The sequence below is a fragment of the Clostridioides sp. LIBA-2809 genome, from assembly GCF_056688965.1.
The window spans coordinates 2,410,599-2,435,821 of sequence record NZ_CP197004.1; the positions used below are offsets into that span (position 1 = coordinate 2,410,599).

Here is a 25,223-nt window from a genome sequence, read left to right on the forward strand (position 1 = left end):
ATTACCCATTTTTTATTATTCACCATATAGCTCTTATCCTTTTTAAGACATAATAATCTTTCATATATATTGATTTCTATATTAACAGTAAAAACTTATTTTAAAATTTTTCATTGTATATATACTATTGACTTTTTGGATATAGTTTATTATAATCTTATTAGACTGACGGTCAGTCATAAAAAAGAGGGGTGTTCTATAAATGCAAAATTTAGATAAAATAAATAATTCTTTTAACAAAAACTTTAACCTTATGGTACTTGGTCAAATTATATCTATACTGGGTTCATCATTATTAAGATTTGCTCTTTCTACTTATATTTTAGATATAACAGGTCGTGCAGATATATTTGCAACTTTATATGCAATATCAAATATTCCACTTCTATTGTCCCCAATTGGTGGTGCAATAGCTGATAGATTCAATCGTAGAAATCTAATGGTTATATTTGATTTTATGAGTTCTATAATTATTCTCATTTTTATCTGTCTTTTTTCTACTCTAAATGATTCTATTGTATTGATTGGAATTGTTATGATACTCCTATCTATTATTAGTTGTATGTATCAACCTACTGTACAGGCAAGTATACCTTTAATAGTAAATGAAAAAGATTTAGAACAAGCAAATGGAATTGTAAATGGAATAGGTGCACTTTCAAGTATGTTTGCTCCTGTACTTGGAGGTTTTTTATATGGTCTTATTGGAATTAAGATGCTTCTTATTATAAGCTGCATTTCATTTTTTCTATCAGCAGTAATGGAGATATTTATTTATATACCTTTTAACAAAAGAGAACTTAATGGAGATATAGTAATGACCATAGTTAGTGACATGAAAAAAGGATTCTCTTATATCATAAAACAACCTTATATTAGTAAAGCTATGATTCTGGCAGCTTCTTTAAATTTATTTTTAACTCCATTTTTACTTGTAGGAATACAATATATTTTACGTGTAACGATGAACAGTAGTAATAATATGTATGGTATAGGAATAGGAATTATCGAATTTAGCAGTGTTTTAGGCGCACTTTCAATAGGCTTATTTGCAAAAAAAATGAAGATGAATACACTATATCGCTGGTTAATGCTAATTAGTATTCTGATGATACCAATGGCTATTTCAATTTCACCTTCAATGCTCAGACTAGGATATTATCCATCTTTTATATTACTATTTATTTGTATTATACCTGTAGCTATGTCTATGACAATTATTGCTGTATTTGTTCTAACTATTGTTCAAAAACAAACGCCTAATGAATTATTGGGAAAGGTAATGGCCACTATTACAGCTGTATCACAATGTGTTGCCCCAGTTGGTCAAATTATGCATGGTAAATTATTTGAAGTTTTTAGTCTTAAAGTTTATATACCTATAATATGTATGTTTATAATTATGCTATTAATCTCAATTCTTGCTAAGCATCTATATAAGAACGAAATATCATAATAAAATCATATTATAACTAAAAACATCCAATTTGACATTTTTTCAAAAATATTTTTTAAAGTCAAATGACTAGATTGATTCTTATTTCAGAATGGCCATTTGACATAATGTTTATTTATTTTCGATATATATGAACTTTATCTATAATTTCTAAAATAAAATCAGCTACTGAAGATAAATTAGAAGTACAAAATCGAATTTTTGAATATTTTACTTTAGAGTCATATACTAAAAAAGATATAAATAATAGTGACTATATCAATTATTAAGATTAATATAGCCACTATTTTAATATAAACTAAATAAATATTATATTATTTTTCACTTAAAATCTAAACAATCTTTATTTTCATTAAATCTATTGTTCTGGTTTATATACAACTTTATTATCTTCATCATATATTACCAGAGAATTTGCTTTTATAACTTCATCCTTATACTTGACATCCTTTTGAGAGAAATTAGCTACTACCTTTAAATCTTCTCCATATTCAGTCATTTGAACTAATCTATCCTCAGAAATAAATTTAAAGTCTGTCATTTCTTTTTTAATAGCCTTTTTATTAAACTCTGACCATATTTTATTATGAGAAACTATTTCATCTTTGTGTTTTTCCCATTCAGTTCTATCTATATAATACATAGGTGGTGTATTATACAATACTTCTCTCATCATTCTACTTCCAACTTCGTCCTTAATTTTGAAAGTTCCCCATAACCACTGATGAGAAGATATAACAGAATCATTATAAACTAATCTGAATAAAGGCAGAGAGTAAACTGGGTCTATAAATATTTTTTTATATTTCTCTTTTACAGGTGTCTGTTTTGAAAATACTTCTGGTACTCCTCCTGTTGGAGAATAGTATTTACCAACATAATATTCACTTTCTTTATTCTTACTCATATCTTTATCTACCCAAGCAAATGCTGGTGTCTCAAGTCCATGTGCAAATGCTATAGTGCTACTTGAAAAATCATTTCCACCTTCTGAACCTATAACCATATTTGCATTATCTCTTATATATGACATCCTTTCAAGTCTAGCCTTTAAATCTTGTGCTTGAGTTGTTATGTGATTTTGAGAATAATCATCATAGATTTCACCTGTAGCATCACAATCTATAAACCAAGAATTAAATTTATATCCTTCTTCCAATATACTTTGTACTCTCTCTTTCACACTTGGTAAAGACAATGTAGGGTTTAGCTTTCTTCCTTCTCCTTGAAATCCAGTTTCTTTTTCACCTTTTTTATTTTCTATAGTAGCATTTTCATATAGAGATTTATCCTTAAATGACGCCGTACTCCATTTTTCTTCCCCTGGCTTGTGTATAGAATGATATGAATCATATGGTCCTACTAGATACCCTAAATCATTAGCTCTTTTAACCATCTCTGGGGATATATAACCCTCTTCCATATCATCAAAGCCTATCCAAGCATTTTTAATACCAGATTTATTGATATCATTAATTACATCAATTGTATTATACTTTGCCCATGTATCAACATTATTCACACTGTCTCCCAACTTTGATTTTAATAACTTCTTGTTAAATTCTATAAGTTCTACTCTATTTAATTTAGATATACCTTTATCTAGTACTTTTTTTATCTCTTTATCCTTGCTGTTAAAAACTTTGTCATTATAAAAAGTATTCATCTGCATAACTTCATTAAATACTTGAACTATTTGATTCTTTTGATATTTATCTATATAATCTTGAGTTTTTATTTGATTAATCACTTCTATAAATTCACTATCATCAGGCTTCATACTTAAAAGTTCTTTCATCCAATTAACCAAATCATCTGATAAGTTTTCTTTTAATTTATTCCATTTAATATCATTTATTGTTATTATAGATTTATCTCCAAAATAAATTTGTGGTGCTCCATAAAGCTTTTCAATATTCTTATTTTCCTTAGATTTTTCTTTTAATGTTTTAAACTCTCCTTTATCAACTATATAGTTTTTATAAGTTTTTGCTACATCTGTAATATTTTTATTAGTCAAATATACTTTAAATCCATATTCTTTATTTTTATTGATACTTGGATATTCATGTTTAAATGTAAAATTAATCTTATCTTTAGAACTAAATTCAATTTCATTATTGAATTCATTTTCAATAATATAGAGCACAGAATATTTTGCCTTGTTTACTGCAAAGAATTGCATTGAAAAAGATTCTATAACATTATAAGTTGATTCATTTAAATGCTCTTTCCAGTACTTATCATTACTTGGAATAAACTTACCTTCATAAAGTGGTAGTACATAGCTTTCACCTTCAACTTTAGGCCAATTAAAGCTCGTTTCTTTTTCTGAGTTAGATTTAATATTTACATCTAAATAATTGTCCTCTTTTTTTATATTTATGTCTATGTTTTCATCAGGATATGTCCACGATGCTTGTGTACTCGTCTTTTTAAAATTTGATACCTTCCTTTCTTTTGATGGTTCAGATATCTTTTCTTTTGAACCACCGGATTCAACTGATACCTCAAAGGTTTCAGGTTTCACTTCAAAGCTAAAATCCAAATTTTTAACACTATACATGGATGATGTGCTATTAGCCACCTCACCACTACTACATCCAGTAAGAGTAGTTACAACAACCATACAACTTATAAATATCGAGACTATTTTTTTCATAAAAGCCACCTCCTCGATAAATATATCATCCTTATGTTACGTCAAAGTTACATTTCACTTTGAATTTCACTATCTATTAATTGAAGATTATATTGTTGAATTAGTTCTATTAAACGTTCTGCATATATGCTATTTCCATTTTCATCCTTTGCAGTACTATAACCAGCTTTTTCTAATGCTTTAGCTTGATATATATACGTTTTTGCGTCAAACACACCATTGGTTTTATATCTTTTATTTGTAGCCAAAAATTTTGCATGGTCTTTTATAGATTCATTTTTATCATCATATATTCTAAATTTATCATCTATAATTGTATCTAAATGTTCTTTTGTTTCTAAAGTCACTGATTTTCCTTTCCAAGAAGCATCCGCCTTTATACCAAATAGATTATTATGTTGTTTTGCTAAAGTTGACTTGCCCCAGCTAGATTCGATTATAGCTTGCGCAATAGTTATAGATGGAAGTATTTTATAATCTTCGTAATTTTGTATAGCTTCTGCTTTAATTTCGTTTATAAACTTCATATACTGTGTATCAGACTTCAATCTTTCTGGCTTTATGCCATACTCCTTAAGCTCATCAATATAATTATCAACCACTCTTTTTTGTTTATTACTAAATTCTAACTCATCCAGAACATTACTTAATTTATTTATTTTATTATTTTTAGAAAAATTTTTAACAAATAAATCTGATACTTCTTTTATTTGTGAATCTTTAATATCTTTCAAGTTATTTTTATTCAATACAGCAACAATAGAAGCTACATACTTCCAGTTAACTTGTACATTATTTTTACTTGCCAAATCAGCATATTTTATATATTTACTGACCTCTATATCTTCCTTATTTATCTCTCTAGTGAAATATTCTTTTACTCCTACACCTATTAAAACTGATATTATCAGTATTATAACAATGAATTTTTTATTCTTCATAATTATTGTCCTCCCTTATTTATCTGCTGAATACAATATATCTTATTTTTGTTACATCTTCTTTACGAAATTATGAAGATTTTATGAAGATTTATGAAATATATTTAACTAAAAGCACGATTATTGTTATAATATATAGTTTTCTATTAAACAAAAATAGTTAAAATAAATTCATAATTAGATAAACTTATTTTAACTATTTACATAATAAAAATATTATTTAAATTTATTTCTATCAATTTTTATATATTTTTCTAATATATATTTTTTACCATATACAATAATTTTTATTGGCTTACCTTTTAAATTTTCTATTTTAATTAAATCACTACATACATCTACATTAATAATATTATCTTTATAGCTTATGTTGAAAGAATAACCTCTCCATTCTTTAGGTAACTTAGGGTCAAAAGATAATGTTTCATCCCATGTCCTCATACCTGCAAACCCATGCACAATAGAAAGCCATGAACCAGACATAGAAGTTATATGAAGTCCATCATTGGTATCATTATTATAATTGTCTAAATCAAGTCTAGCAGTTCTTGAGTATAATTCATAAGCTTTGTCCAAATCATCTATTTCAGAAGCAATAATGGAATAAATACTAGAAGATAAAGAAGATTCATGTACAGTATATTTTTCATAGAAATCAAAATTTCTCTTTTTTTCTTCTTTAGTAAATCTATTTCCAAAATAGTAAATTCCCTGTAATACATCTGCTTGTTTTATAAAACAAGACCTAAGAATCCTATCCCAGGACCAGTTTTGATTAAGAGGAAGATTTTCTTTTGGCAAATCTTTTACTTCTATAAATTCTTTATCTAAAAAATTATCATTTTGAACTATTATTTTTAACTCATCATCATATGGCAGATAGATTTTTTTTGATATCATTTGCCATAGCTCAACTTCTTCTTTAGTTACACTGTTTCTGTCAATACATTCACTATATTCTATTTCTAATTTTAATACATTTTCTACAGCATATTCTAAGCACCATTTAGCTATATAATTAGTATACCAATTATTGTTGATATTGTTTTCATACTCATTTGGACCAGTTACACCATGTATCATATACAAATCTTTTTTTATAGATAAATGAACTCTACTAGCCCAAAATCTAGCTATTTCTATTATTACATCTATTCCTTTTTCTTTTATGTATTCAAAGTCACCTGTATAATTTGTATAATTATATATTGCATATACGATACTTCCATTTCGGTGTATTTCTTCAAATGTTATCTCCCACTCATTATGGCATTCTACTCCATCAAATGTAACCATTGGATATAATGCACCTTTAAGTCCTAGTTTTTTTGCATTATCTTTTGCTTGCTCCAATTGATTATATCTATATTCCAGAAGGTTTCTAGTTACCTTCTTATCTGCTACCCCTAGATATACTGGAACACAAAATGCTTCTGTATCCCAATAAGTAGCCCCTCCATACTTTTCTCCAGTAAAACCTTTTGGACCTATATTCAATCTTGAATCTTCTCCATAATATGTTGAAAATAGTTGAAATAAATTGTATCGTATGCCTTGTTGACTACTTTTATCTCCATTTATTTTTACATCTGCACTTTTCCATCTTTCATTCCATAATTTGATATGTTCATTTAATATATCATTATAACCTTTAGGTATTTCTCTATTTAAAATATCTTTACATTTTCTTAATAACTCACTTTCCTTATAATCTCTAGTTGAAGTTATAGATACATATTTTTCTATACTAGCAACCTCATTTTTTAGAATATCCATTGTTATTGAATTCTCACAGTAATTATAGTCATTTGTATGAGATATGTCTTTTATCTTACCACTTGCCTTAATATGCATCATTGCACCCACAGTAAATACTGGTGTATTAAATGCATTTTCCTTTGTTCTAGAAAGTATGCTTCCTTGATATTCTAAAGAACTTGAAGAAACTCCATTCCAAAACTCTTCCTCATAATTTGAATCTTCATTTTTTATGTTTGAATCTAAATATGGTATGAACTTTATTTTAGCATCAGAATTTAATGCTTTTATACTGTATTTAATTACTGCTAACTCCTTAACTGATATGCTTAAAAATCTAGTAATGTTAACTTCAAATTTTTTATTATTTATGTGTACAATAAATCTACGATTTAAAATACCATTTTTCATATCTAGTTCTCTATAAAAATCTTCAATTTTACATTTTGCTAAATCTAATTCTACATCATCTATGAAAATTCTTATCCCTATATAGTTGACTGAATTAGGAATTTTACCAAAGTACTCTGGATATCCATTTTTCCACCATCCAACACGAGTTTTATCTGGAAACCATACTCCAGCTATATAAGAACCCTTATGAGTATCTCCACTATAGTTTTCCTCATAGTTTCCTCTCATACCCATGTAACCATTACCTATACTCATTATAGATTCTGCTAATCTATTTTCTTTGATTTCAATTTTGTCTTGTGTAATCTTCCATTCATCTATATTATTAAATAAACATTTCATATAATTCTCCTAACCATATACTCATTATACTTTTCTTGTATATATTCAAAATTTAATTGACTTGTTGATTCTACAACTAAATTTGCTTTTTTTAAATTCTCATAGTTTCCAACTCCAACAGAAAACATATTAGCAGAGTTTATAGCATCTATCCCTGCATTTGCATCTTCTATTCCTATACAATTTTGGGGATTTACATCAAGTCCTTTTGCTGACATAAGAAATATATCTGGATGTGGTTTGCTATTTTTACATTTTCCTGCATCGGCTATAAAATCAAATTTATCACTTATACCCAAATGATTTAATACATTTGTTGCATTCTTACTTGCAGAAGATAAGCCTATTTTTATATTATTAGATTTTATATCGCTTAACAAACTTTCTATTCCAGGTAAAATATCATTTGAATTTATCTCATCTATTAATGATACATAATTATTATTTTTTTCTTCAGCCATTTTCAATTTTTCTTCTTCTGAAAATAAGTATTTTTTATTTCCAAATTCTAATATTCTATCCAACGACTCCATTCTGCTTATTCCTTTTAAAGATTCATTAAATTTTGTATCTATATCTATACCAACATTATGTGCTAGTTTTTTCCAAGCCATATAGTGATAGTATGCAGTATCTGTAATTACACCATCTAAATCAAATATAAATGCTTCAATCATTCTTATTTCCTCTTTCTACAAGAATTTTTTAACCTAATAATCAATTTATTTTATATCCTATCTCTTGTATTTAAGATATTTTTTATGGAATTATCTATTCTAATTTAGTCTTTAATTCAAAATCCATTTCCATTTTACTTTCTTGTACACCTTGTTTTTTTATCGTTCTACAAAAATTCGACCACATTACTCCAGAAAAAGCATTTAAATAGTTTATGTTACAAATAAATTTTCCTTTTTCAATTTCTTTTTTATACAATTTTGGTCCAACCATATACACTGGAAATATAGCCCATGCTTCTTTTCCCCTGTATTTTTTTGCAAATTTTGTATAGTTTTCATTCTTCATAACACACACTAAAAATACACATATGAACGGATTTTGTTGAACATCTATACCAAAAGAAAAAGATATATCTGTTTCCAACTCTTTTTCTATTTTATATAGATTTTCCTGAATCTGATTTTCAAGTTTTCGTGAAGCTTCATTACAAAACTCTTTAATTTCATTATATGAAATTGGAACCCATAATGGAGTATCTGATATATAGTCTATGGCTTTATTATCAAAAGGTAACTCTCTTCGCTTCATTTCAGCTATAGCAGACATATAATTTTTATCAGATATAAAAAAAGTTACAATTTTATTTTTATCCACATATATCTTGACTGGACACCCTTGCTTCTTGTTATTTATTGAAATTTTAGTAATATCATGATATGAATACTCTTTTTCACTTCCCATACATTTACGAACTTTAATACTATGTAAGTCAAAAATAATATACTTTCTCATACAATTGATAATTGAAGCTAATCCATACATTGTAAATACAAAAGTAATTAGCACTATATAATATAATTTAATATATACAAGAAATACATTTATAATAATTCCAATTAATAAAAGTGTAACTCCCAAAATTAGATTTACAACCCCAGATTTTACTATAACTATATGCTCTTTATAGTCATTCATATCTTTACTTCCTCCTACCTATTCAGTAATTACTTGTTTTTACTAAATTACAGAATGATTAGAAGTGTTAACATTTATTTTTATTCAAATAAAAAATTTACTTCATTTATTTTACTACAAATAGTTTCTTTATAAAATTGTACTGCATTTGTTTATCATGATTAATAATGTTTTTTTAATAGTATAAAACTTTATCATGAAATTATCATGAACTCTAAAATAAATACGTTTTTATATTATTTTAAAATGAGGAACTTGTATTTTTTTAATATTATTTCTTCTTTTAAATCTACTATTTTTTCTTCATATAAATCTTTTGATTTTCTATTTGCCAAATAATCTGGCAATTTTAAAGTTATATCTCTAGATGAATTATTTATTATTACGGAAATGGATTCTTTTCTTAATAAAATTGTTCCATTTTCCTTATCTACTAATACCCATTCATTAGACATAGACCTAAGTTCTTTATTTTCTTTACGAAGTCTAATAATCTTCTTCATAAAATCAAATATATCCTTATTCCATTTTTCTTCATTCCATTCCATACATTTTCTTTGTCCTTCAGATATTGAACTTAGTTCTCCTTCCATTCCAATTTCGTCACCATAGTATATACAAGGACTCCCTGATTGTATAAACATAAACAAATATGCAAGTTTAACTCTATCAATATTTCCACTAGCATAATTCAGTATCCTTGTAGTATCATGGCTTCCAAGTAAATTAAAAGTAACTTCACTAACTTGCATTGGATAACTTACCATTATATCATTTATCATGTATTTAAATTCTTCAGCATTTATCTCATCTGTACAAAAGAATTTTTTCATAGCTTCTGACATCAAATAGTTCATAACTGAATCAAATTGGTCACCCATTAACCATGGTAAACTACCATGCCAAATTTCTCCCAGTATATATACCTCTGGTTTTATTTTTTTAATTTCTTCTCTAAACTTTCTCCAAAAAACATGGTCTACTTCATTTGAGACATCCAATCTCCATGCATCTATATCAAATTCTTGTATCCAGTACTTACCTACACTCAATAAGTATTCTATTACTTCTGAATTTTCTGTATTAAGTTTAGGCATATATTTTTCACATCCAAAGGTCTCATAGGGTATGTTTTTTTCATCTATTTGTTCTATTGGAGTATCAATTTTACTCATATCTTTTATATAAAACCACTCTTTGTATCTAGAGTTTTCCTTATTTTTAACTACATCTTGCCACTGTTTAGAATAATATCCTATATGATTAAAAACAGCATCCAACATTATTTTTATATTTCTCTTATGAGCTTCTTTTATTAGTTTTTTTAAAGTCTCTTTATTCCCTAATAAAGGGTCTATCTCCATATAATCTATCGTATCGTATCTATGATTTGTATTTCCAACTGTAATAGGGCAAAAATAAATTCCATTTATCCCTAAATCACTCAAATAATCTAAGTGTTCTATCACACCTTGTAAATCTCCACCTGTAAAATTATCTCTTGTTGGAATAGCCCCCCATTCGTCCAATCCTTCTGGATTTATAGATGGGTCACCATTTGCAAATCTATCTGGGAATATCTGGTACCAAACAGTTTCTTTCACCCAATTTGGTACCTTGGGTATATCTATATAATTTAAATATGGATATCCAAAAAAATTACTTATTTCGCACAATTCTTTCTCATCACTTTCATTTCCCAACTCTATTATTCTTTTTTCTGTGAATAGAATCTTTTCTTCTTGACCTTCTACTATAAACCCATATCTTGAGCGTTTATTTAAGGGTTTGCACTTAGCTATCCAGTAATCAAATAATTCGGTTTCCAATTCTTTATCCATTATTATATTTGAGCCACCAGACCAGCCAATTCCAGATGCATTTAAATTTCCTCCTCCTGCACCACCTTTATCCCATACATATTGGTCTCCTATTCTTAAAATTACTTTTTTTGCTTCATTTTTTTTAGTTCTAAGTCTTATATGTAATGTTTCTTTATCATAACCATAGGCATAGTTGCTCATAGGTATATGTAATATAGCTTCTTTTGTTAATTTTTTTTGAGTAGTTTTTTTGATTGGATTGCTTAAATTTACACTCTCTTTATTTTTATTAGACAATTTAATTTTCTCCCTCCTTTATAATAATTTACATAATTTAAAGATAGGTTAATATATTTTACTATTATATCACAATAAAAATATATAATAGTAAAATATATTAACGATATTCTAGCCAATTTAAAATAAATTATCTTATTGAATTTAATTCTATATAGTTATTTTTGCAAAATAAAAACCTCTAGTATTTTTCTAGAGGATACAATATTATACTATTAACTTTTTTACTATCTGTTAATTAATTTCAAAACATACTCTAAGCTATATTGTTAGATTTAACTTTTTCTATATTTACAAAATAAGTTTCTCTTTCTTTAAATAAAGATACATATTTAAAATCAAGATACTTAAGCATATCATAGGCCACATCAAAATCTTTACATATATCTTCTACTCTGTGAGAATCGGAACCTACAGTAACTATAAACCCTCCAAGCTCTTTATATCTTTTTAATATATCTTCATTTGGATGTATAGCATTTAATCCATATCTATAGCCAGAAGTATTTAGCTCTATACCACTTCCATTATTGATTATTGACTTCAAAACTTCATCAATAACATCTTTAAAATCATTGTATATAACTCTATTATCTGAATAGATTCCATATCTAGATATATAATCTAAATGCCCATATATATTATAGTCTCTAAATTCACGATTAGTTTCAAGTATACTATTAAAATATTTATAATATGCATCTTTTTTGCTAAGGCCTTTAAAATACTCTTTTGATGGAACAGGTACATTATCAATTGTATGAGTTGAACACAATACGAAATCAAAAGGATTAGAATTTATTATTTCCTCTATTTCATTTTTTAGATGTTTTCTATAACCAACTTCAACTCCTAATAATAACTCTATGTCCTTTTTATACTTTTCTTTGAATTTATTGAACACTGGAACATAGTCATTATAATTAATGCAAAAACCTCTATCTTCATCATGCTCTAAATGGTCTGTAAAAGTTAAATATCTAACACCAATACTTATAGCTTTTTTTATTGTATCTTCCATTGAATCCTTTCCATCACTTGAAAAATTAGTATGAATATGATTATCTATTAAATTCATATTATCCCTCCCTTTATTTTATCTATCTCAATTATACTACGAGTTCATTGTATACAAGTGTTAAAAGAATATTATAAGAGTTAAATTTTATTTACATACTTTTACATAAAAAAGAAGCATCTATTTTTGATTTTAGAAAATCATTAAAGACACTTCTCTTTCATACGCTTTTTTATTTAACTTCTAAAAGTCTTAATTTTGTAATAGAGTTTACCAGTTATATGCCCAATCATATAGAAACCTGCATAAAGTAAAACATATACATATGCTGAATCATTTAAAAATATATACATTAATATTATATAAGTTACTAAAGACACTACAAGTGATAAAATCCAATTAGTTTTATTTAATACACAAACTATCCCCTGTATTAAAAAGGCAACTGGAAAAATTAATACCATCCCTATTACGAAAATCCCTTTAGCTTGAACATTTGGTATATTAAATATATCTGTAGCAAAGGTTAAAAACATTAATATCATTATAATTGTGGGAAATATGATACTAAAAATATTATTCTTTTTCACAATAATCATTCCTTATTTGTCTGATATTTGATAAGCTTTAATAAGCATATCTTAAATTAATGCTTTAATTACTTTGTAGCTTCAATTTCCCCCATCATTCTAACTAAATCTTGTCCATATTGACCTCCAGCCCAATTATTAGAAAGACCTTCAACTGTTTTAGCTTTCCCAAGTAAAGATTTTTCATGTCTAGGGTCTACTGGATTTGAAAGTGGATAACCATCTTGTCCTGCATATAAACATAAATGTTGAATTTGAGCTAATATTCCTTCTTCCCACGTATCAAATCTTGAGTGGGCATTCTTATCAGTATCAGAACCTCCTGAAGAAGTCTTAAGTCCACAAGGATTCTTGAATGATGCATCTAATACCCCACCAAAATTACAGAAACCAGTTTCTTTTGCAGATTGAGCTACTGCTAATACAGGATTTACACCTTCTTGAACAGCAGTATCATACAGTATTGGTATTAATTCTATAAATAAATCATTAGCTCTTTTAGATTTAGCCCATTTTAAACAAGCCTCTAAACTAGCTGTTGGTTCACCTAATATGCTTGTCTCATTTTTCATAGGAGAATCACCTTTTGTAGATGAGTCACCATTATTCTGTGCAGCAGAAACACATTTATTATATATGCTATCACTTATTGTACCTAATCTAGTAATTTTGTCTGCTCCTGCTAATATAGATTTATCACTACTTTCTGACACCAACACAATTGGATTTTCTTTAGCAATTGTAGAACCTGTAAGTGCATTTACTAAATCATATCCATCGCTTAAATAAAATTCTGATGCATCTGGATAAAATTCTTTTATAACTTTCTTATTTGTGTCATATCTATCTGAACCACCAAGTCTTTTAGAGTTGGTCTTATTAACTAAACTAGTACTCATAGAGATACTTCCACCTACTGCATATGATTTTACATCACTTGTTGAAAAAGGAACACTTTTTCCATCTGTAAGTACTATAGGAGCTACGTCTCTTACTGACACAGGTGCTGCACTTATAGTATCAGCTTCTCCTTTATATGCATTAGTTAATATCACTTCATCAACTTCTTTAATACTACTTACCTCTTTAGCAACGCTATAACTAGTCTTTATTCTGTCATCTCCACCTAATCTAGTTACTTGTGCTCCTGTTTTTTTAAGTTCAGTTTCTACTGACTTACTTATCGATAATTCTTTACCTATTATGTATATTTTTTTGACATTTTTTAATCGTTGTTTCGTTTCATTTGGGATGTTGTTTTTTTGTGCAAGCAAAATTGGAGCATCAACAGCACCAGCAAGACCACTTGCCGAAAGACCATCTGCTATTGAACTATCCATATTTACCATAATCGCTGTATCATAATTCTTCTTGTCTGCTATTAATCCAGCTGTCTCATATATATTGTTACCTTTAATAGTATCTGATGTTAATGCATTTACATTAGGTACATTTATTAGAAATATAGCTAATGTTAGACCTAATGCTAAAACTCTTTTAATTGTTCTCATATTCTTCCCCCTTGATATATCAAGTTTAATTCAAAAATGACTATAGCATAGTACTAAATCTACGCTATAGTCATTTATTATAATTTAATAATTATATATTTGTTATTATATCATAAATTACAAAAAGTTTCCATAATATTAGATAGATTAGAGGAAAAATTTACATTTTAGTTACAATTTCCAAGATTTTAGTTCAGGTGTACATATATTTGGTAACAATTTGTAATAAAAATCGACATTTATATCTTATATTTATTGTACTTCTTTACAAAATGAAAATTTATTGTATACAACAATATAGACTGCATATTTACATAATCTATACATTATTAAGTAAATACTTTATTAATGTCATTAAAAATACACCTTCTATCAAATTTATTATGTGTCAGGTTTTGTGATTAAGTATTTATTATTTATCCATATATCATATGTCAATTCACTTTTTCACTTTTAATTTAATTCTAACATATTTTTATATGTCTTATGATATATAATGTGATATATTCTAAGTAATGGTATTTTCAAGTAAAAAAACGTTATTCTAGTATAAAGTAATAGTATGCTTGAAAATAAATAAAACACTTAACTTTATTTAAGGAGATTTACGATGAGCAACAAGCAAGGTTCTAACATAAAAGATGTAAAAATTAAAAATAAGTTAATAATATTGAAATTACTTTCTACAAATACACCTATGTCTAGGGTTGATTTAGCAAAGTCTACAGGACTTACCAAAATGACTTTATCAAATCTAGTCACGGAACTTATTAATGAAAATATGATTAAAGAAATAGAATCATCAACTTTAAATGCACATTCATCAGGCCGTAAACCTATTTTATTGGATATTTCTAATATCTCACCTTGTATTTGTGGAATTCTGATAAGAAGAAATATATGTAAGGTAATTATTGCAGATTTGAAAGGTAATATTGTAAAACAACTTTCTGAAACTTACCCTAAATATCTATCAAACGATGTTTTAAAAGATATAATCAAAAGGATGTTTACTAAAATAATGAAGAATAATAAGAGAGATATAATTGGAATTGGTATTTCTTCAATAGGTCCAGTAGATAATATAAATGGTATTATATTAAATCCTCCAGACTTTGGAAATGTATCAAATTTAAATATAGTAAATTTTATAGAGGAAATGTCCGATTTGCCAATATTTTTGATAAATGATGCTAATTCAGGTGCCTTAGCTGAAAAAATGTATGGTTTGGGTAAAGATATATCAAATTATATATACTTACATATAATGAATGGTATCGGAGCTGGTCTGGTACTAGAAAATAGACTTCATACTGGTAATCTAGGTCAAAGCGGAGAAATAGGACATACATCTATTAATTTTAGTGGCCCATTATGTAGCTGTGGTAATAATGGATGCTTAGATTATTACACAAGTGTTAGTAATCTAATTAAAAGAATTGAGTCATTGAGCCATATTTATCCCAACTCTCCATTAATTAACTGTAAAAACTTTTCTTTAGTAAAGTTAATAGATGAAGCAAATAATAAAGATACTCTTGCCATGTTTTTGCTTGATGAATTTTGTACATATGTATCATATGCATTGGTAAATACACTTACATTGATTGATTGTAGCTCTATAATAATAGGTTACGACTTTAATATACCAGGTACATTCATAGAAAATACATTATTAAAAAAATTAACTGCTTCGGCAAGTTTTTCTAAATATAAAAAAATAAATGTAAAACATTCAAATTTTGGAGCAAATGCACCATTAATCGGCTCTATAGCTATTGTTAGCTACAAATTTTTTAATGGTAGTATAAATTTTTATTAAATATATAAAATATTTAAATACTCTTATTGAATATTTTTCCATTTAATATTATTATATTTTATAAGAGCGTTTAAAATTTGGAGGTATGAAAATGATTTCAGCTAAAATGGAAAAATTACTTAATGAGCAGATTAACCATGAATTATATTCTGCATATCTTTATCTTTCTATGTCTTCTTACCTTGAAGCAGAAGGACTTAAAGGATTTTCTAATTGGTTTTATGTTCAATATAAAGAAGAGACAGACCATGCTATGTTTTTCTACAAATATTTACATAATGTAGGAGGAAAAGTTCAACTTGATGCTATCCCAATGCCAGATTCAGACTTTACTTCTGCAATGGATATTCTTGAGCGTACATTAGCTCATGAAAAAAAGGTTACATCTTTAATAAACAATTTAGCAGCTGTAGCAAACTCTGAGGCAGACTTTAGAACTTCTCAGTTCTTACTTTGGTTTATATCTGAACAAGCAGAGGAAGAAACAAATTGTGAAGACAATATAAAGCGTGTTAAACTTGCTGGAGAAGGTGGGCTATTCTTTGTTGACCAAGAATTTGCTAATCGTACATATGCAGCCCCAACAAATCCACCTGTAACAATATAATATTTAAGACTTTTCGATATAATAAAGAAGGTGTTTTAATGAAAATCAAGATTGATTCTTCTAATTAAAACACCTTTTATTATTCGTTTTATATGTAGTATTTTATTGTTTATACAGTTCTATTTTATAATTTTTAAAAATCTATTTTTACTTTAAGATACTTAAATTTTAAATTTGGGGTGACTGAAAATCACACTACTTAATTTATAAATGTGATTTTCAGCCAGTACTTTGATTATGGTTGAATACCAAAACTTATGAACTATTTATATTTAACTATTAAAGCATCTACTGCACATACACCTTTTCCCTTAGGATATACAAACACTGGATTTAAATCTATTTCCTTAACCTCATCTTTATTTTCATAAGCATATTTTCCTAACTTAACCATCATATCTGCAAGAGCTTCAACATCACAAGGCTCGCTTCCTCTATATCCATTTAAAAGCTTAAATGACTTCAATTTTCTAAGCATCATCATAGCTTCATCATGATTTATAGGTAATGGATATAAAGTAGTATCTTTAAATACTTCTACAAATACTCCTCCTAAACCAACTAGCAACATTGGACCAAATTGGTCATCATTAGTTATACCAATAATAATTTCTATACCACTTTCTACCATTTCTTGAACTAATATACCATCAATTTTAGCATCTGGTTTTTCTTTTTTTACATTAGCTAAAATCTCATTATATGCATTTATTGCCTCATCTCTATTTTTAATTCCTATTTTAACTCCTCCAACATCAGATTTATGCAATATTTCGGAAGAATTTATTTTTAAAACAACAGGATAGTTAATGTATTTTAAGATTTCATCTAATTCATCAATGCTTTTTGCATTACCTTGCCCTGGTACTGGTACTCCATACTTCTTCATCTCAATCTTACTATCTAACTCTGATAGAGCTACTACATTATTTGATTCTCTTTTCTTAACAGCCTCAAATTCTAGTGTTCTCTTTGAATAATCATAATCTACAAATTTAGCCATTTTATTAAAACAAGTAAATGTAGTTCCAACTGATGACATTATAGGCACTTGATTGTTTTCTAATCTAGTTCTATAATTTAGATATCTATTTCCTTCAAGTGTAGGAACTGCAAACACAGGCTTCTTTAATCCTTGCTCTCTTGCTTCACTTACAGCTTGACAAAGTGTCTCATGCATTTCATTTTCTTCATCTCTTATATTTGCTCCTACCATAGTAAATCCGACTCTATCATCTTTTTCAAATGTATGTAATAGACCTACTATCATATCCTTTTCATGGAATAATGCAGTTGTGGCATCTAGTGGATTTTTAGGTGTTGCAAATCCTGGAAGATATTTTTTCATTTCTTCTTTAGTTTCAGAAGATATTTCTGCAAGTTCTACACCATTTTCTTCTGCTAAATCTGCACAAATAGTATTTTCTCCTCCTGAGAAGTTTATTGCTGCAAAATTAGAATTTGTAGGTAAATTACCATCTAGAACACTAAAAGCTTGTGCTAAACACATAAATTGTTCCAGATTCTCCACAGAAATTACTCCATATTTTTCGAAAATACTTTCAAATGCTTTACTTGAACCAGCTAAGTTTCCTGTGTGAGAAGCAGCCGAAATAGCTCCCTTTTCTGACCTTCCTGATTTCAATATTATTACTGGCTTTCTTTTTTGTGCAGCTCTTTTTAGAGCATCTATAAATTTTCGAGGATTTTTTAAACCTTCAAGATAGATGGCTATTACTGATGCATAATTATCATCTACAAGGAAGTCAACAGCATCTTCTAGCGTAACTATATTTCCATTTCCTGTTGAGAAACCATAAGATATATTAAAATAATCACTTGAAACAATCTCTGCCGTTATAAATCCACTTTGACCTACAATTCCTATGCCAGGTTTTTTGGTATCTAAATCCCATTTAGAACCTCCTGCCCAAAGGTTAACTTTATCTATACAATTTAATAATCCCATACAATTTGGACCTAATATTTTCATATCATATGTATTTGATATTTCTATAAGTTGATTTTCTAAATCTATGCCTTCTTCTGTTCCTTCTTCTGCAAATCCGCTAGCATATACTACAGCTGCTTTTGTTCCCAATTCTCCAGAATCTTTTAATACAGATGGAACTATATTTCTAGGTGTGCATACTACTACACAATCTACTACTTCTGGTACTTCTTGTATCGTTTTATAGCATTTTCTTCCAAATAATTCATCTCTTTTGGGATTTACATAATATACTCTATCTGTATCTTTACTTTTTACTATACTAAGTGCTGCACTTCTACCAAAACCAAGCTTATCAGTAACTCCTACTATAGCAATGCTCTTTGGTCTAATAAGTTTTTCCAAGCTCATAAATTCACTCTCCTATATTTTCATAGTTGTGATTTTAAATGAATTTTATCTCAAGATGAAACTTCTCTTGGCACTAAGGATTATTAAATCTTGAGATAAATCATTTAAGATAAGGGTAATTTATTAAATGGCGTTATTATAGCCTTCCATGAATGCTGCTTCATTTTGAATATTGAATTTACCTTTTCCTTTTTCTTCAAAGAAATCACACATAGTTTTTAAAGCTAATTCTTTTTCAAATAATCCAGTTTTCGCAATTAATGCTCCAAGCACTACTATATTTGCTGCTTTGGGATTGTTTACTTTTTGAGCTAATTCTTGACAATTTATTTTAACTGCATTTATATCTTCTCTTAATGCTATATCATCATCTATTACAGATGTATTAATAACTACTGTTCCACCTTCTTTAACTAAATTTATATAATCTAAAGATGGCTTATTCATTGCTACTAAAACGTCTATTTCTTCCATATCAGGTCCACCTATACTCTCATCAGAAAACTTTACTACACTATATGCTTTTCCACCTCTCATAGTTGGACCATATGCAGGCATCCAAGTTACTTGTTTTCCTAATTCAAGTGCTGACTCAGCTACAATTAGACCAAGAGTTAAAACTCCTTGACCACCAAATCCTGCAAATACTAACTCTTTTTCCATAATTATTCACCATCCCTTTGCTTAAATTCGCCAAGAGTGTAATATGGCACTATTTCTTCTTCCATCCACTTGATAGATTTCTCTAATGATACACCCCAGTTAGTTGGACAAGGTGCTAATATTTCAACTAATGAATACCCCTCTCCATTCAATTGAGCTTCTATTGCATTTTTTATATATTTTTTTAGATTAATTATTTCTTTTGGACTATGAACTGAACCTCTTGCTACATACGCTACATCAAAGAAGTCTGCCATCATTTCAGGAACTTTTAATGGGCTACCAGTAGTGTTTATATCTCTTCCATCTACACTTGTTGTTGTAACTTGACCTGGCATAGTAGTCCATGACATCTGTCCGCCAGTCATAGCAAAGTTATTGTTATTTATTACAAATACAGTCACATTATGATTTCTATATGCAGTATTTAAAGTTTCAGAAAGACCTATAACATAAGCATCTCCATCACCTTGATAAGTCATTACTAATGTTTCTGGAAGTGCTACTTTAATTCCTATAGCTGTGGATGAAGCTCTACCATGTGCAGTTTGCATCTTATCTCCATTCCAGCTAAAATTCATATTACAAACACAACCAACTCCTAAAGTTAATACATGATTTTTTTCATATCCATGTTCTTCTATTACTTCTGCTATTATACGGTTTACTATTCCATGACCACAACCTGGGCAAAATTTGTTTGGTATTGAAACAACGCTAGGTGTTAATTTTTCTGTAGCCATATTAGAACACCTCCTTGATTTCGCCAGATTTTATTTTGCTGTAAGTGTCCATTACTTGCAGTGTTTTTGGTATATGATTTCCACTGAATAATCCATAAACAGGCACATTTTCTTTACATACTTTCTTTGAAGCTAAAGCAACATCTTCTACTAGCTGACCTGTATCTGTTGACTCTACTGAAATAAATCCTTTTACATTCTTATTTACCTTTTCAAATGCCTTATATGGGAAAGGCCACACTGTTATTGGTCTTATTATTCCAACTTTTTCACCTTGTTCTCTAAGTCTTCTAACAGCATTCATAGTTGTTCTTGATGGTATACCGAACGCTACAAACACATATTCCGCATCTTCGACTTGATAATCTTCCCATTGTTGTTCATTTTCAGTTATTCTCATACGCTTTTCCATACAAAAAGCTGGTTTTTGGTTATCTGCAACTTTTGCATGGTCTCTATTACTTCCATCATAAGTCCAACCTAAATCTTCTTCTCTCTTCTTGAACTCTGGAAATTCTACTGGTTCCATCATTTGACCTAAAGCCGCTTCTGTCAAAATTTCAACAGGCACTCTGTATTTCTCCGCTACATCAAATGAATTATACATTAAATCTACAGTTTCTTGGATACTGTTTGGTGCATAAACTATTAAATGATAATCTCCATTTCCTCCCCCTCTAGTATCCCTTAAATAATCTGTCTGTGCTGAATCTAGTGAACCAAGTCCAGGCCCCCATCTTTGTACATTTACGATTACACAAGGATAGTGATTTGCACATAAATATGAAATTCCTTCTTGTTTTAAAGATATTCCTGGTCCTGAAGAGCTTGTCATAGACCTCATTCCACTTGCATATGCTCCATATACCATATATATAGCAGCCATTTCATTTTCAGATTGTATAAAAGTTCTTCCAAGTTCAGACATTCTATGTGATAAAAATTCCATTACCTCTGTTTGAGGTGTAATTGGATATCCTGCATAAAACTCACAACCACCTCTTAGAGCTGCTTCTGCAATGGCGTGGTTCCCCTTCCACATCTTTTTCATATTATCCCAACTCCTTCTAAGCCTCTTGACATGCTTCTTCTTTAATTATTTCAAAAACATTATCTGGACATACTTGATAGCAAATTCCACAAAGTATGCATTTACTTTCATCAACTTCTACATGAGCATATCCTTCTTTATTTATGTTATCTGATATTTTTAATGCTCCTTTTTTACAAGATATAACGCAGTATTCACAACTTTTACATCTCTCTGCGTTTATTTTTAAGCTCATATCTACACCCCATTTCGTAATATTTCTATCTATTATCCAATGCTTGGTTCTTCTTTAAGATTTAATATTTCCTTTAAAACTGCTACAAATTTTTGGTTTTCTTCCATAGTTCCAATACTTACACGTGCATGTGTAGCATTTGGTCTTATTACAAAACCTCTTTTTTTCAAATCTTCAAATAGCTTTGGTATATCTGTTTTCATGTCTACATAAAGGAAGTTTGATTGTGAATCTACAACATCAAATCCCATTTTTGCGAACTCTTCCTTAAAATAAGCCATTCCAGCTCTATTCAAGTCATATGTTTCTTTTATAAATTCATCATCATCAAGTGCTGCTGTTGCTCCACTTATAGCAACACGATTTGCAGAGAAAGGCTCTTTTACTGTAAATAAAGTTCTTATTATCTCATCTTTAGCAATACCATATCCTACTCTAAGACCTGCAAGACCATATATTTTAGAGAAAGTTCTTGTTACTATAACATTGTAATTTTCTCTTACATACTTAAGTCCATCTACATAATTAGGTACTGTTAAAAATTCTATATACGCTTCATCCAATATAGTTATAATATTTTCAGGTACTTTCTTTAAAAATGCTTCTAACTCTTTATCATCTACAATTGTTCCTGTTGGATTATTAGGATTACATACACATATTAATTTTGTCTTATCTGTAATCTTGTCTAATATGCCTTGTAAATCATATTTATAGTCTTTTGTTAAAGGTACTTCTACTGGTATTCCTTCATTTTTTACAGTTGCAGTTCTATATGATGGGAATGTTGGGTCACAGTATATAACCTCATCCCCTCTATTGATAAAAGCTTCACCTATTAGTGTGATAACGTTATCCGCACCATTAGCAACAATAAAGTTTTCTGGTTTTAAAGCTAACTTGTCAGCTAATTTTCTTCTAAGTTCATTTGCTTCTGGTTCTGGATAAAGTTGACCTTGTTTTAGCATTTCAATCATAGCTTCCATTGCTTTTGGTGATGGTCCTAGAGGATTTTCATTTGAAGCTAGTTTTATTATTTCTTTTACACCATATTTCTCTTTAACTTTTTCTATTGGTTCACCTGGAACGTATTGATGTAACTCTTTTACTGTATTTCTCAATAATTTTTCTATCATTTTTAAAAGCCCCCTCTATATATGTATTTTCATTTATATAAACGCCATTGCGTCTACTTACTTTAATATCTTAAAATTAATCATCTATTTAAATCTCTTTTAATTAGGTAATTAGGCATTTCTTTGATTTAATTCTTCTCTTATTTGATTTAGTTTCTTGTCACTCACTGGGTATAATATGGCTATAACAACAGCTATTATTAAAGGTATTGCCATAGAATAAGAAATCATATTTATGAAACCACTTTTAACTGCTTCTGTAACTACCATATCAGCTTGATATCCCATTGAATTCATCAAAATTGTTCTTATAGTAGTTGCAAGTAATACACCTACTTGTATTGCAACTGGATATAGTGACATACTTAGACCAGGTAAGTCTTTTCCTGATTTCCAGTGTCCATAATCACAAGAACCAGCAAAGAAGTTAAGATTTATTATTGATACTACATTTGAAAAACCACCACCAATTGCCAGTAACATAGTTACACCTAAAGTAGTTTTTCCCCAAGGAGTCCATGCAACCAACAAGTGACATATTGCACATATAGAAAAAGAAATTATTGATGCTAATTTTTGCTCTCTACAGATTTTTATAAATATTGGTGCGAAAAACATGAACGCTACACTTACTAAAGGCATTATTGCTAAAAATACAGCTAATCCACGTTCATCTTCTATTACATATTTAAAATAATATGGAGCTAAAGGTCCTAATCCTATAGATCTTATACATATAAGAAATTCTAGACAAAATGCCATCATAAGTGGAACGTTAGTAAATAGAGCTTTTGCCATTTCACTTGCTTTAATCTTTGGTTTTTCTTCTTTTTGAAGAACCTCATCTTCTGCACCAGATCTTATTATCTCTGTTGAAGAAAACCAAAATACTAAAAGACATCCTGCTGCAAAGAATAGATAAGTACCTAAATAACCCATTCCTTCTCCACCTAATACATCTGCAAATAAAACTAATAATAACGGATATGAAAAACCTACTAAGAATTTACCAACTTCTTTAAATATATTCGTAGTAGTTGAGCCTATAACTCTGTCTCTAGGCGTTTTAGCAACCACAGGGTAAATAGCATAAATTATAGTAAAAACTACCTGTTGAGCACAAGATGCTATTAATAATAAAGCGGTCATTAAAGGTAAAAGTAATGCTGGACTTATTTTCATCAATGGGACTATGAAAAATATACCATATGTCAATGCTAATGCTGCGGGTGTATATCTAAGCCATGGATAATATTTTCCTTTTTTGAATGGTTGTTTGTCAAATACTGTACCTGTTATAGGAGCTACAGCAATTTTTATGAAAGATTGTACAATTTGCATACCACCTGCCATAATTACACCAAGTTTTGCTACATCAGTTAAAAAGATATTTGTTACTGTTGATACAAAGTAACCTATAAAATTGTATGCTAGGTTTATAGAACTTGAATATGTGTATATTGCTCTCTTCTTAGGGTCTCTCATATCATCTCTAAAATTCGATATAAGATTTCCTTTTGGTTTGCTTTCTTGACTACTCACATCTACCCCTCCCTTATAAAATTTAATCACTTTTCATTATTCACGTATAATATTTTACCTTCCAAACATCAATTATTTTTTTCTTGATTCGGTTTTAAATTTTATATGTGTATAATTTTAATTTAATTATATTCTCAAAATTCATAATTGTCAAACACTTTTTTGATTTTATTTTTTGCTCTTAGATTTAAGTAAAAAGCCCTTTTAAGTTAATTTACATTTGTTTTTTATTGTTTTACTGCTTTAAAATGTCATCAAAACATATATTTCAAATTATTTTATCAAATTCTTAGTAATTTTAAATTATTATAATATTATTCAAGAATAATTTTATTAAGATATTTTCATACTACATCTAGATTTTAAAAATAATTTTTACCTCTTTAAATTTATTTAATTTTTATACATGTACTATTGATTTAAAAATAAAAGCATGTTACAATTACAAAAAGAATCTATCAGACGAACATCATTACAAACATTAATTTCAGAATTTTCAATTTTTTCTTTTTATGTAATTCTACATAGTATTATAAGTTATTATAGCTATACTAATCCAAAACTAATAAAAACAAATATTGTACTACTTTTATA

General features: G+C 28.3%; 19 protein-coding genes. 3 read left to right on the plus strand and 16 right to left on the minus strand.

Annotation, left to right across the window (positions count from 1 at the left end):
• Nucleotides 1–202: 202 nt before the first annotated feature.
• Nucleotides 203–1,456: an MFS transporter gene (locus ACTG44_RS11535; protein ID WP_021385055.1), complete on the plus strand. Its 1,254-nt coding sequence runs from the start codon at nt 203–205 to the stop codon at nt 1,454–1,456.
• Between the two features lie 358 nt (nt 1,457–1,814).
• On the opposite strand, the gene ACTG44_RS11540 is transcribed toward ACTG44_RS11535, so the two are convergent.
• From ACTG44_RS11540 to ACTG44_RS11580, 9 genes are all read right to left on the minus strand, one after another.
• Nucleotides 1,815–4,118 (minus strand): glycoside hydrolase, encoded by a 2,304-nt coding sequence (locus ACTG44_RS11540; RefSeq protein ID WP_479920483.1) that lies wholly within the window; start codon nt 4,116–4,118, stop codon nt 1,815–1,817.
• Nucleotides 4,119–4,165: 47 nt separating this feature from the next.
• Nucleotides 4,166–5,059: a glycoside hydrolase family 73 protein gene (locus ACTG44_RS11545; protein ID WP_479920484.1), complete on the minus strand. Its 894-nt coding sequence runs from the start codon at nt 5,057–5,059 to the stop codon at nt 4,166–4,168.
• A gap of 216 nt (nt 5,060–5,275) precedes the next feature.
• Entirely contained in the window at nt 5,276–7,573 is a 2,298-nt protein-coding gene (locus ACTG44_RS11550; protein WP_021385083.1) for a glycoside hydrolase family 65 protein, read from the minus strand.
• Nucleotides 7,570–8,250 (minus strand): beta-phosphoglucomutase, encoded by a 681-nt coding sequence (pgmB, locus tag ACTG44_RS11555; protein WP_021385051.1) that lies wholly within the window; start codon nt 8,248–8,250, stop codon nt 7,570–7,572. Before pgmB ends, ACTG44_RS11550 begins: the two co-directional genes overlap by 4 nt.
• A gap of 94 nt (nt 8,251–8,344) precedes the next feature.
• On the minus strand, nt 8,345–9,229 hold the full coding sequence (locus tag ACTG44_RS11560) for a hypothetical protein (protein WP_021385060.1): 885 nt from the start codon (nt 9,227–9,229) through the stop codon (nt 8,345–8,347).
• A gap of 236 nt (nt 9,230–9,465) precedes the next feature.
• On the minus strand, nt 9,466–11,349 hold the full coding sequence (locus tag ACTG44_RS11565) for a glycoside hydrolase family 13 protein (protein WP_479920485.1): 1,884 nt from the start codon (nt 11,347–11,349) through the stop codon (nt 9,466–9,468).
• A gap of 256 nt (nt 11,350–11,605) precedes the next feature.
• Nucleotides 11,606–12,427 (minus strand): histidinol-phosphatase HisJ family protein, encoded by an 822-nt coding sequence (locus ACTG44_RS11570; protein ID WP_021385072.1) that lies wholly within the window; start codon nt 12,425–12,427, stop codon nt 11,606–11,608.
• 176 nt (nt 12,428–12,603) lie between these two features.
• Nucleotides 12,604–12,957, minus strand: coding sequence for a hypothetical protein (locus tag ACTG44_RS11575; protein WP_479916947.1), 354 nt, complete (start codon nt 12,955–12,957; stop codon nt 12,604–12,606).
• A 68-nt stretch (nt 12,958–13,025) separates the two neighbouring features.
• Nucleotides 13,026–14,468, minus strand: coding sequence for a cell wall-binding repeat-containing protein (locus ACTG44_RS11580; RefSeq protein ID WP_021385073.1), 1,443 nt, complete (start codon nt 14,466–14,468; stop codon nt 13,026–13,028).
• 610 nt (nt 14,469–15,078) lie between these two features.
• On the opposite strand from ACTG44_RS11580, the gene ACTG44_RS11585 reads away from it, so the two are divergent.
• Nucleotides 15,079–16,290, plus strand: a complete 1,212-nt coding sequence (locus ACTG44_RS11585; RefSeq protein ID WP_021385053.1) for an ROK family transcriptional regulator — start codon at nt 15,079–15,081, stop codon at nt 16,288–16,290.
• A gap of 91 nt (nt 16,291–16,381) precedes the next feature.
• On the plus strand, nt 16,382–16,897 hold the full coding sequence (locus ACTG44_RS11590) for a ferritin (protein WP_021385062.1): 516 nt from the start codon (nt 16,382–16,384) through the stop codon (nt 16,895–16,897).
• Between the two features lie 262 nt (nt 16,898–17,159).
• Here the strand turns inward: ACTG44_RS11590 and ACTG44_RS11595 are convergent, their stop codons facing one another.
• From ACTG44_RS11595 to ACTG44_RS11625, 7 genes are all read right to left on the minus strand, one after another.
• On the minus strand, nt 17,160–19,259 hold the full coding sequence (locus ACTG44_RS11595; RefSeq protein ID WP_021385080.1) for an acetate--CoA ligase family protein: 2,100 nt from the start codon (nt 19,257–19,259) through the stop codon (nt 17,160–17,162).
• A gap of 123 nt (nt 19,260–19,382) precedes the next feature.
• Entirely contained in the window at nt 19,383–19,922 is a 540-nt protein-coding gene (locus ACTG44_RS11600; protein ID WP_021385071.1) for a 2-oxoacid:acceptor oxidoreductase family protein, read from the minus strand.
• A 2-nt stretch (nt 19,923–19,924) separates the two neighbouring features.
• Nucleotides 19,925–20,665 (minus strand): thiamine pyrophosphate-dependent enzyme, encoded by a 741-nt coding sequence (locus tag ACTG44_RS11605; protein WP_021385054.1) that lies wholly within the window; start codon nt 20,663–20,665, stop codon nt 19,925–19,927.
• Between the two features lies 1 nt (nt 20,666).
• On the minus strand, nt 20,667–21,716 hold the full coding sequence (gene vorB, locus ACTG44_RS11610; protein ID WP_021385064.1) for a 3-methyl-2-oxobutanoate dehydrogenase subunit VorB: 1,050 nt from the start codon (nt 21,714–21,716) through the stop codon (nt 20,667–20,669).
• Between the two features lie 16 nt (nt 21,717–21,732).
• A complete protein-coding gene (locus ACTG44_RS11615; RefSeq protein ID WP_021385063.1) occupies nt 21,733–21,951 on the minus strand; it encodes an indolepyruvate ferredoxin oxidoreductase subunit alpha in 219 nt (72 codons plus the stop codon).
• A 32-nt stretch (nt 21,952–21,983) separates the two neighbouring features.
• Entirely contained in the window at nt 21,984–23,087 is a 1,104-nt protein-coding gene (hisC, locus tag ACTG44_RS11620) for a histidinol-phosphate transaminase (protein ID WP_479920486.1), read from the minus strand.
• A gap of 111 nt (nt 23,088–23,198) precedes the next feature.
• Entirely contained in the window at nt 23,199–24,629 is a 1,431-nt protein-coding gene (locus tag ACTG44_RS11625) for an MFS transporter (protein ID WP_479916951.1), read from the minus strand.
• Nucleotides 24,630–25,223: the final 594 nt, after the last annotated feature.

Bases quoted from the DNA above. Each gene is read 5' to 3' on its own strand.
- ACTG44_RS11585 (WP_021385053.1), top strand. From the start codon at position 15,079: ATGAGCAACAAGCAAGGTTCTAACATAAAAGATGTAAAAATTAAAAAT.
- ACTG44_RS11595 (WP_021385080.1), bottom strand. From the start codon at position 19,259: ATGAGCTTGGAAAAACTTATTAGACCAAAGAGCATTGCTATAGTAGGA.
- ACTG44_RS11535 (WP_021385055.1), top strand. From the start codon at position 203: ATGCAAAATTTAGATAAAATAAATAATTCTTTTAACAAAAACTTTAAC.
- ACTG44_RS11560 (WP_021385060.1), bottom strand. From the start codon at position 9,229: ATGAATGACTATAAAGAGCATATAGTTATAGTAAAATCTGGGGTTGTA.
- vorB (WP_021385064.1), bottom strand. From the start codon at position 21,716: ATGAAAAAGATGTGGAAGGGGAACCACGCCATTGCAGAAGCAGCTCTA.
- ACTG44_RS11590 (WP_021385062.1), top strand. From the start codon at position 16,382: ATGATTTCAGCTAAAATGGAAAAATTACTTAATGAGCAGATTAACCAT.
- ACTG44_RS11540 (WP_479920483.1), bottom strand. From the start codon at position 4,118: ATGAAAAAAATAGTCTCGATATTTATAAGTTGTATGGTTGTTGTAACT.
- ACTG44_RS11545 (WP_479920484.1), bottom strand. From the start codon at position 5,059: ATGAAGAATAAAAAATTCATTGTTATAATACTGATAATATCAGTTTTA.
- hisC (WP_479920486.1), bottom strand. From the start codon at position 23,087: ATGATAGAAAAATTATTGAGAAATACAGTAAAAGAGTTACATCAATAC.
- pgmB (WP_021385051.1), bottom strand. From the start codon at position 8,250: ATGATTGAAGCATTTATATTTGATTTAGATGGTGTAATTACAGATACT.
- ACTG44_RS11615 (WP_021385063.1), bottom strand. From the start codon at position 21,951: ATGAGCTTAAAAATAAACGCAGAGAGATGTAAAAGTTGTGAATACTGC.
- ACTG44_RS11605 (WP_021385054.1), bottom strand. From the start codon at position 20,665: ATGGCTACAGAAAAATTAACACCTAGCGTTGTTTCAATACCAAACAAA.
- ACTG44_RS11570 (WP_021385072.1), bottom strand. From the start codon at position 12,427: ATGAATTTAATAGATAATCATATTCATACTAATTTTTCAAGTGATGGA.
- ACTG44_RS11550 (WP_021385083.1), bottom strand. From the start codon at position 7,573: ATGAAATGTTTATTTAATAATATAGATGAATGGAAGATTACACAAGAC.
- ACTG44_RS11600 (WP_021385071.1), bottom strand. From the start codon at position 19,922: ATGGAAAAAGAGTTAGTATTTGCAGGATTTGGTGGTCAAGGAGTTTTA.
- ACTG44_RS11580 (WP_021385073.1), bottom strand. From the start codon at position 14,468: ATGAGAACAATTAAAAGAGTTTTAGCATTAGGTCTAACATTAGCTATA.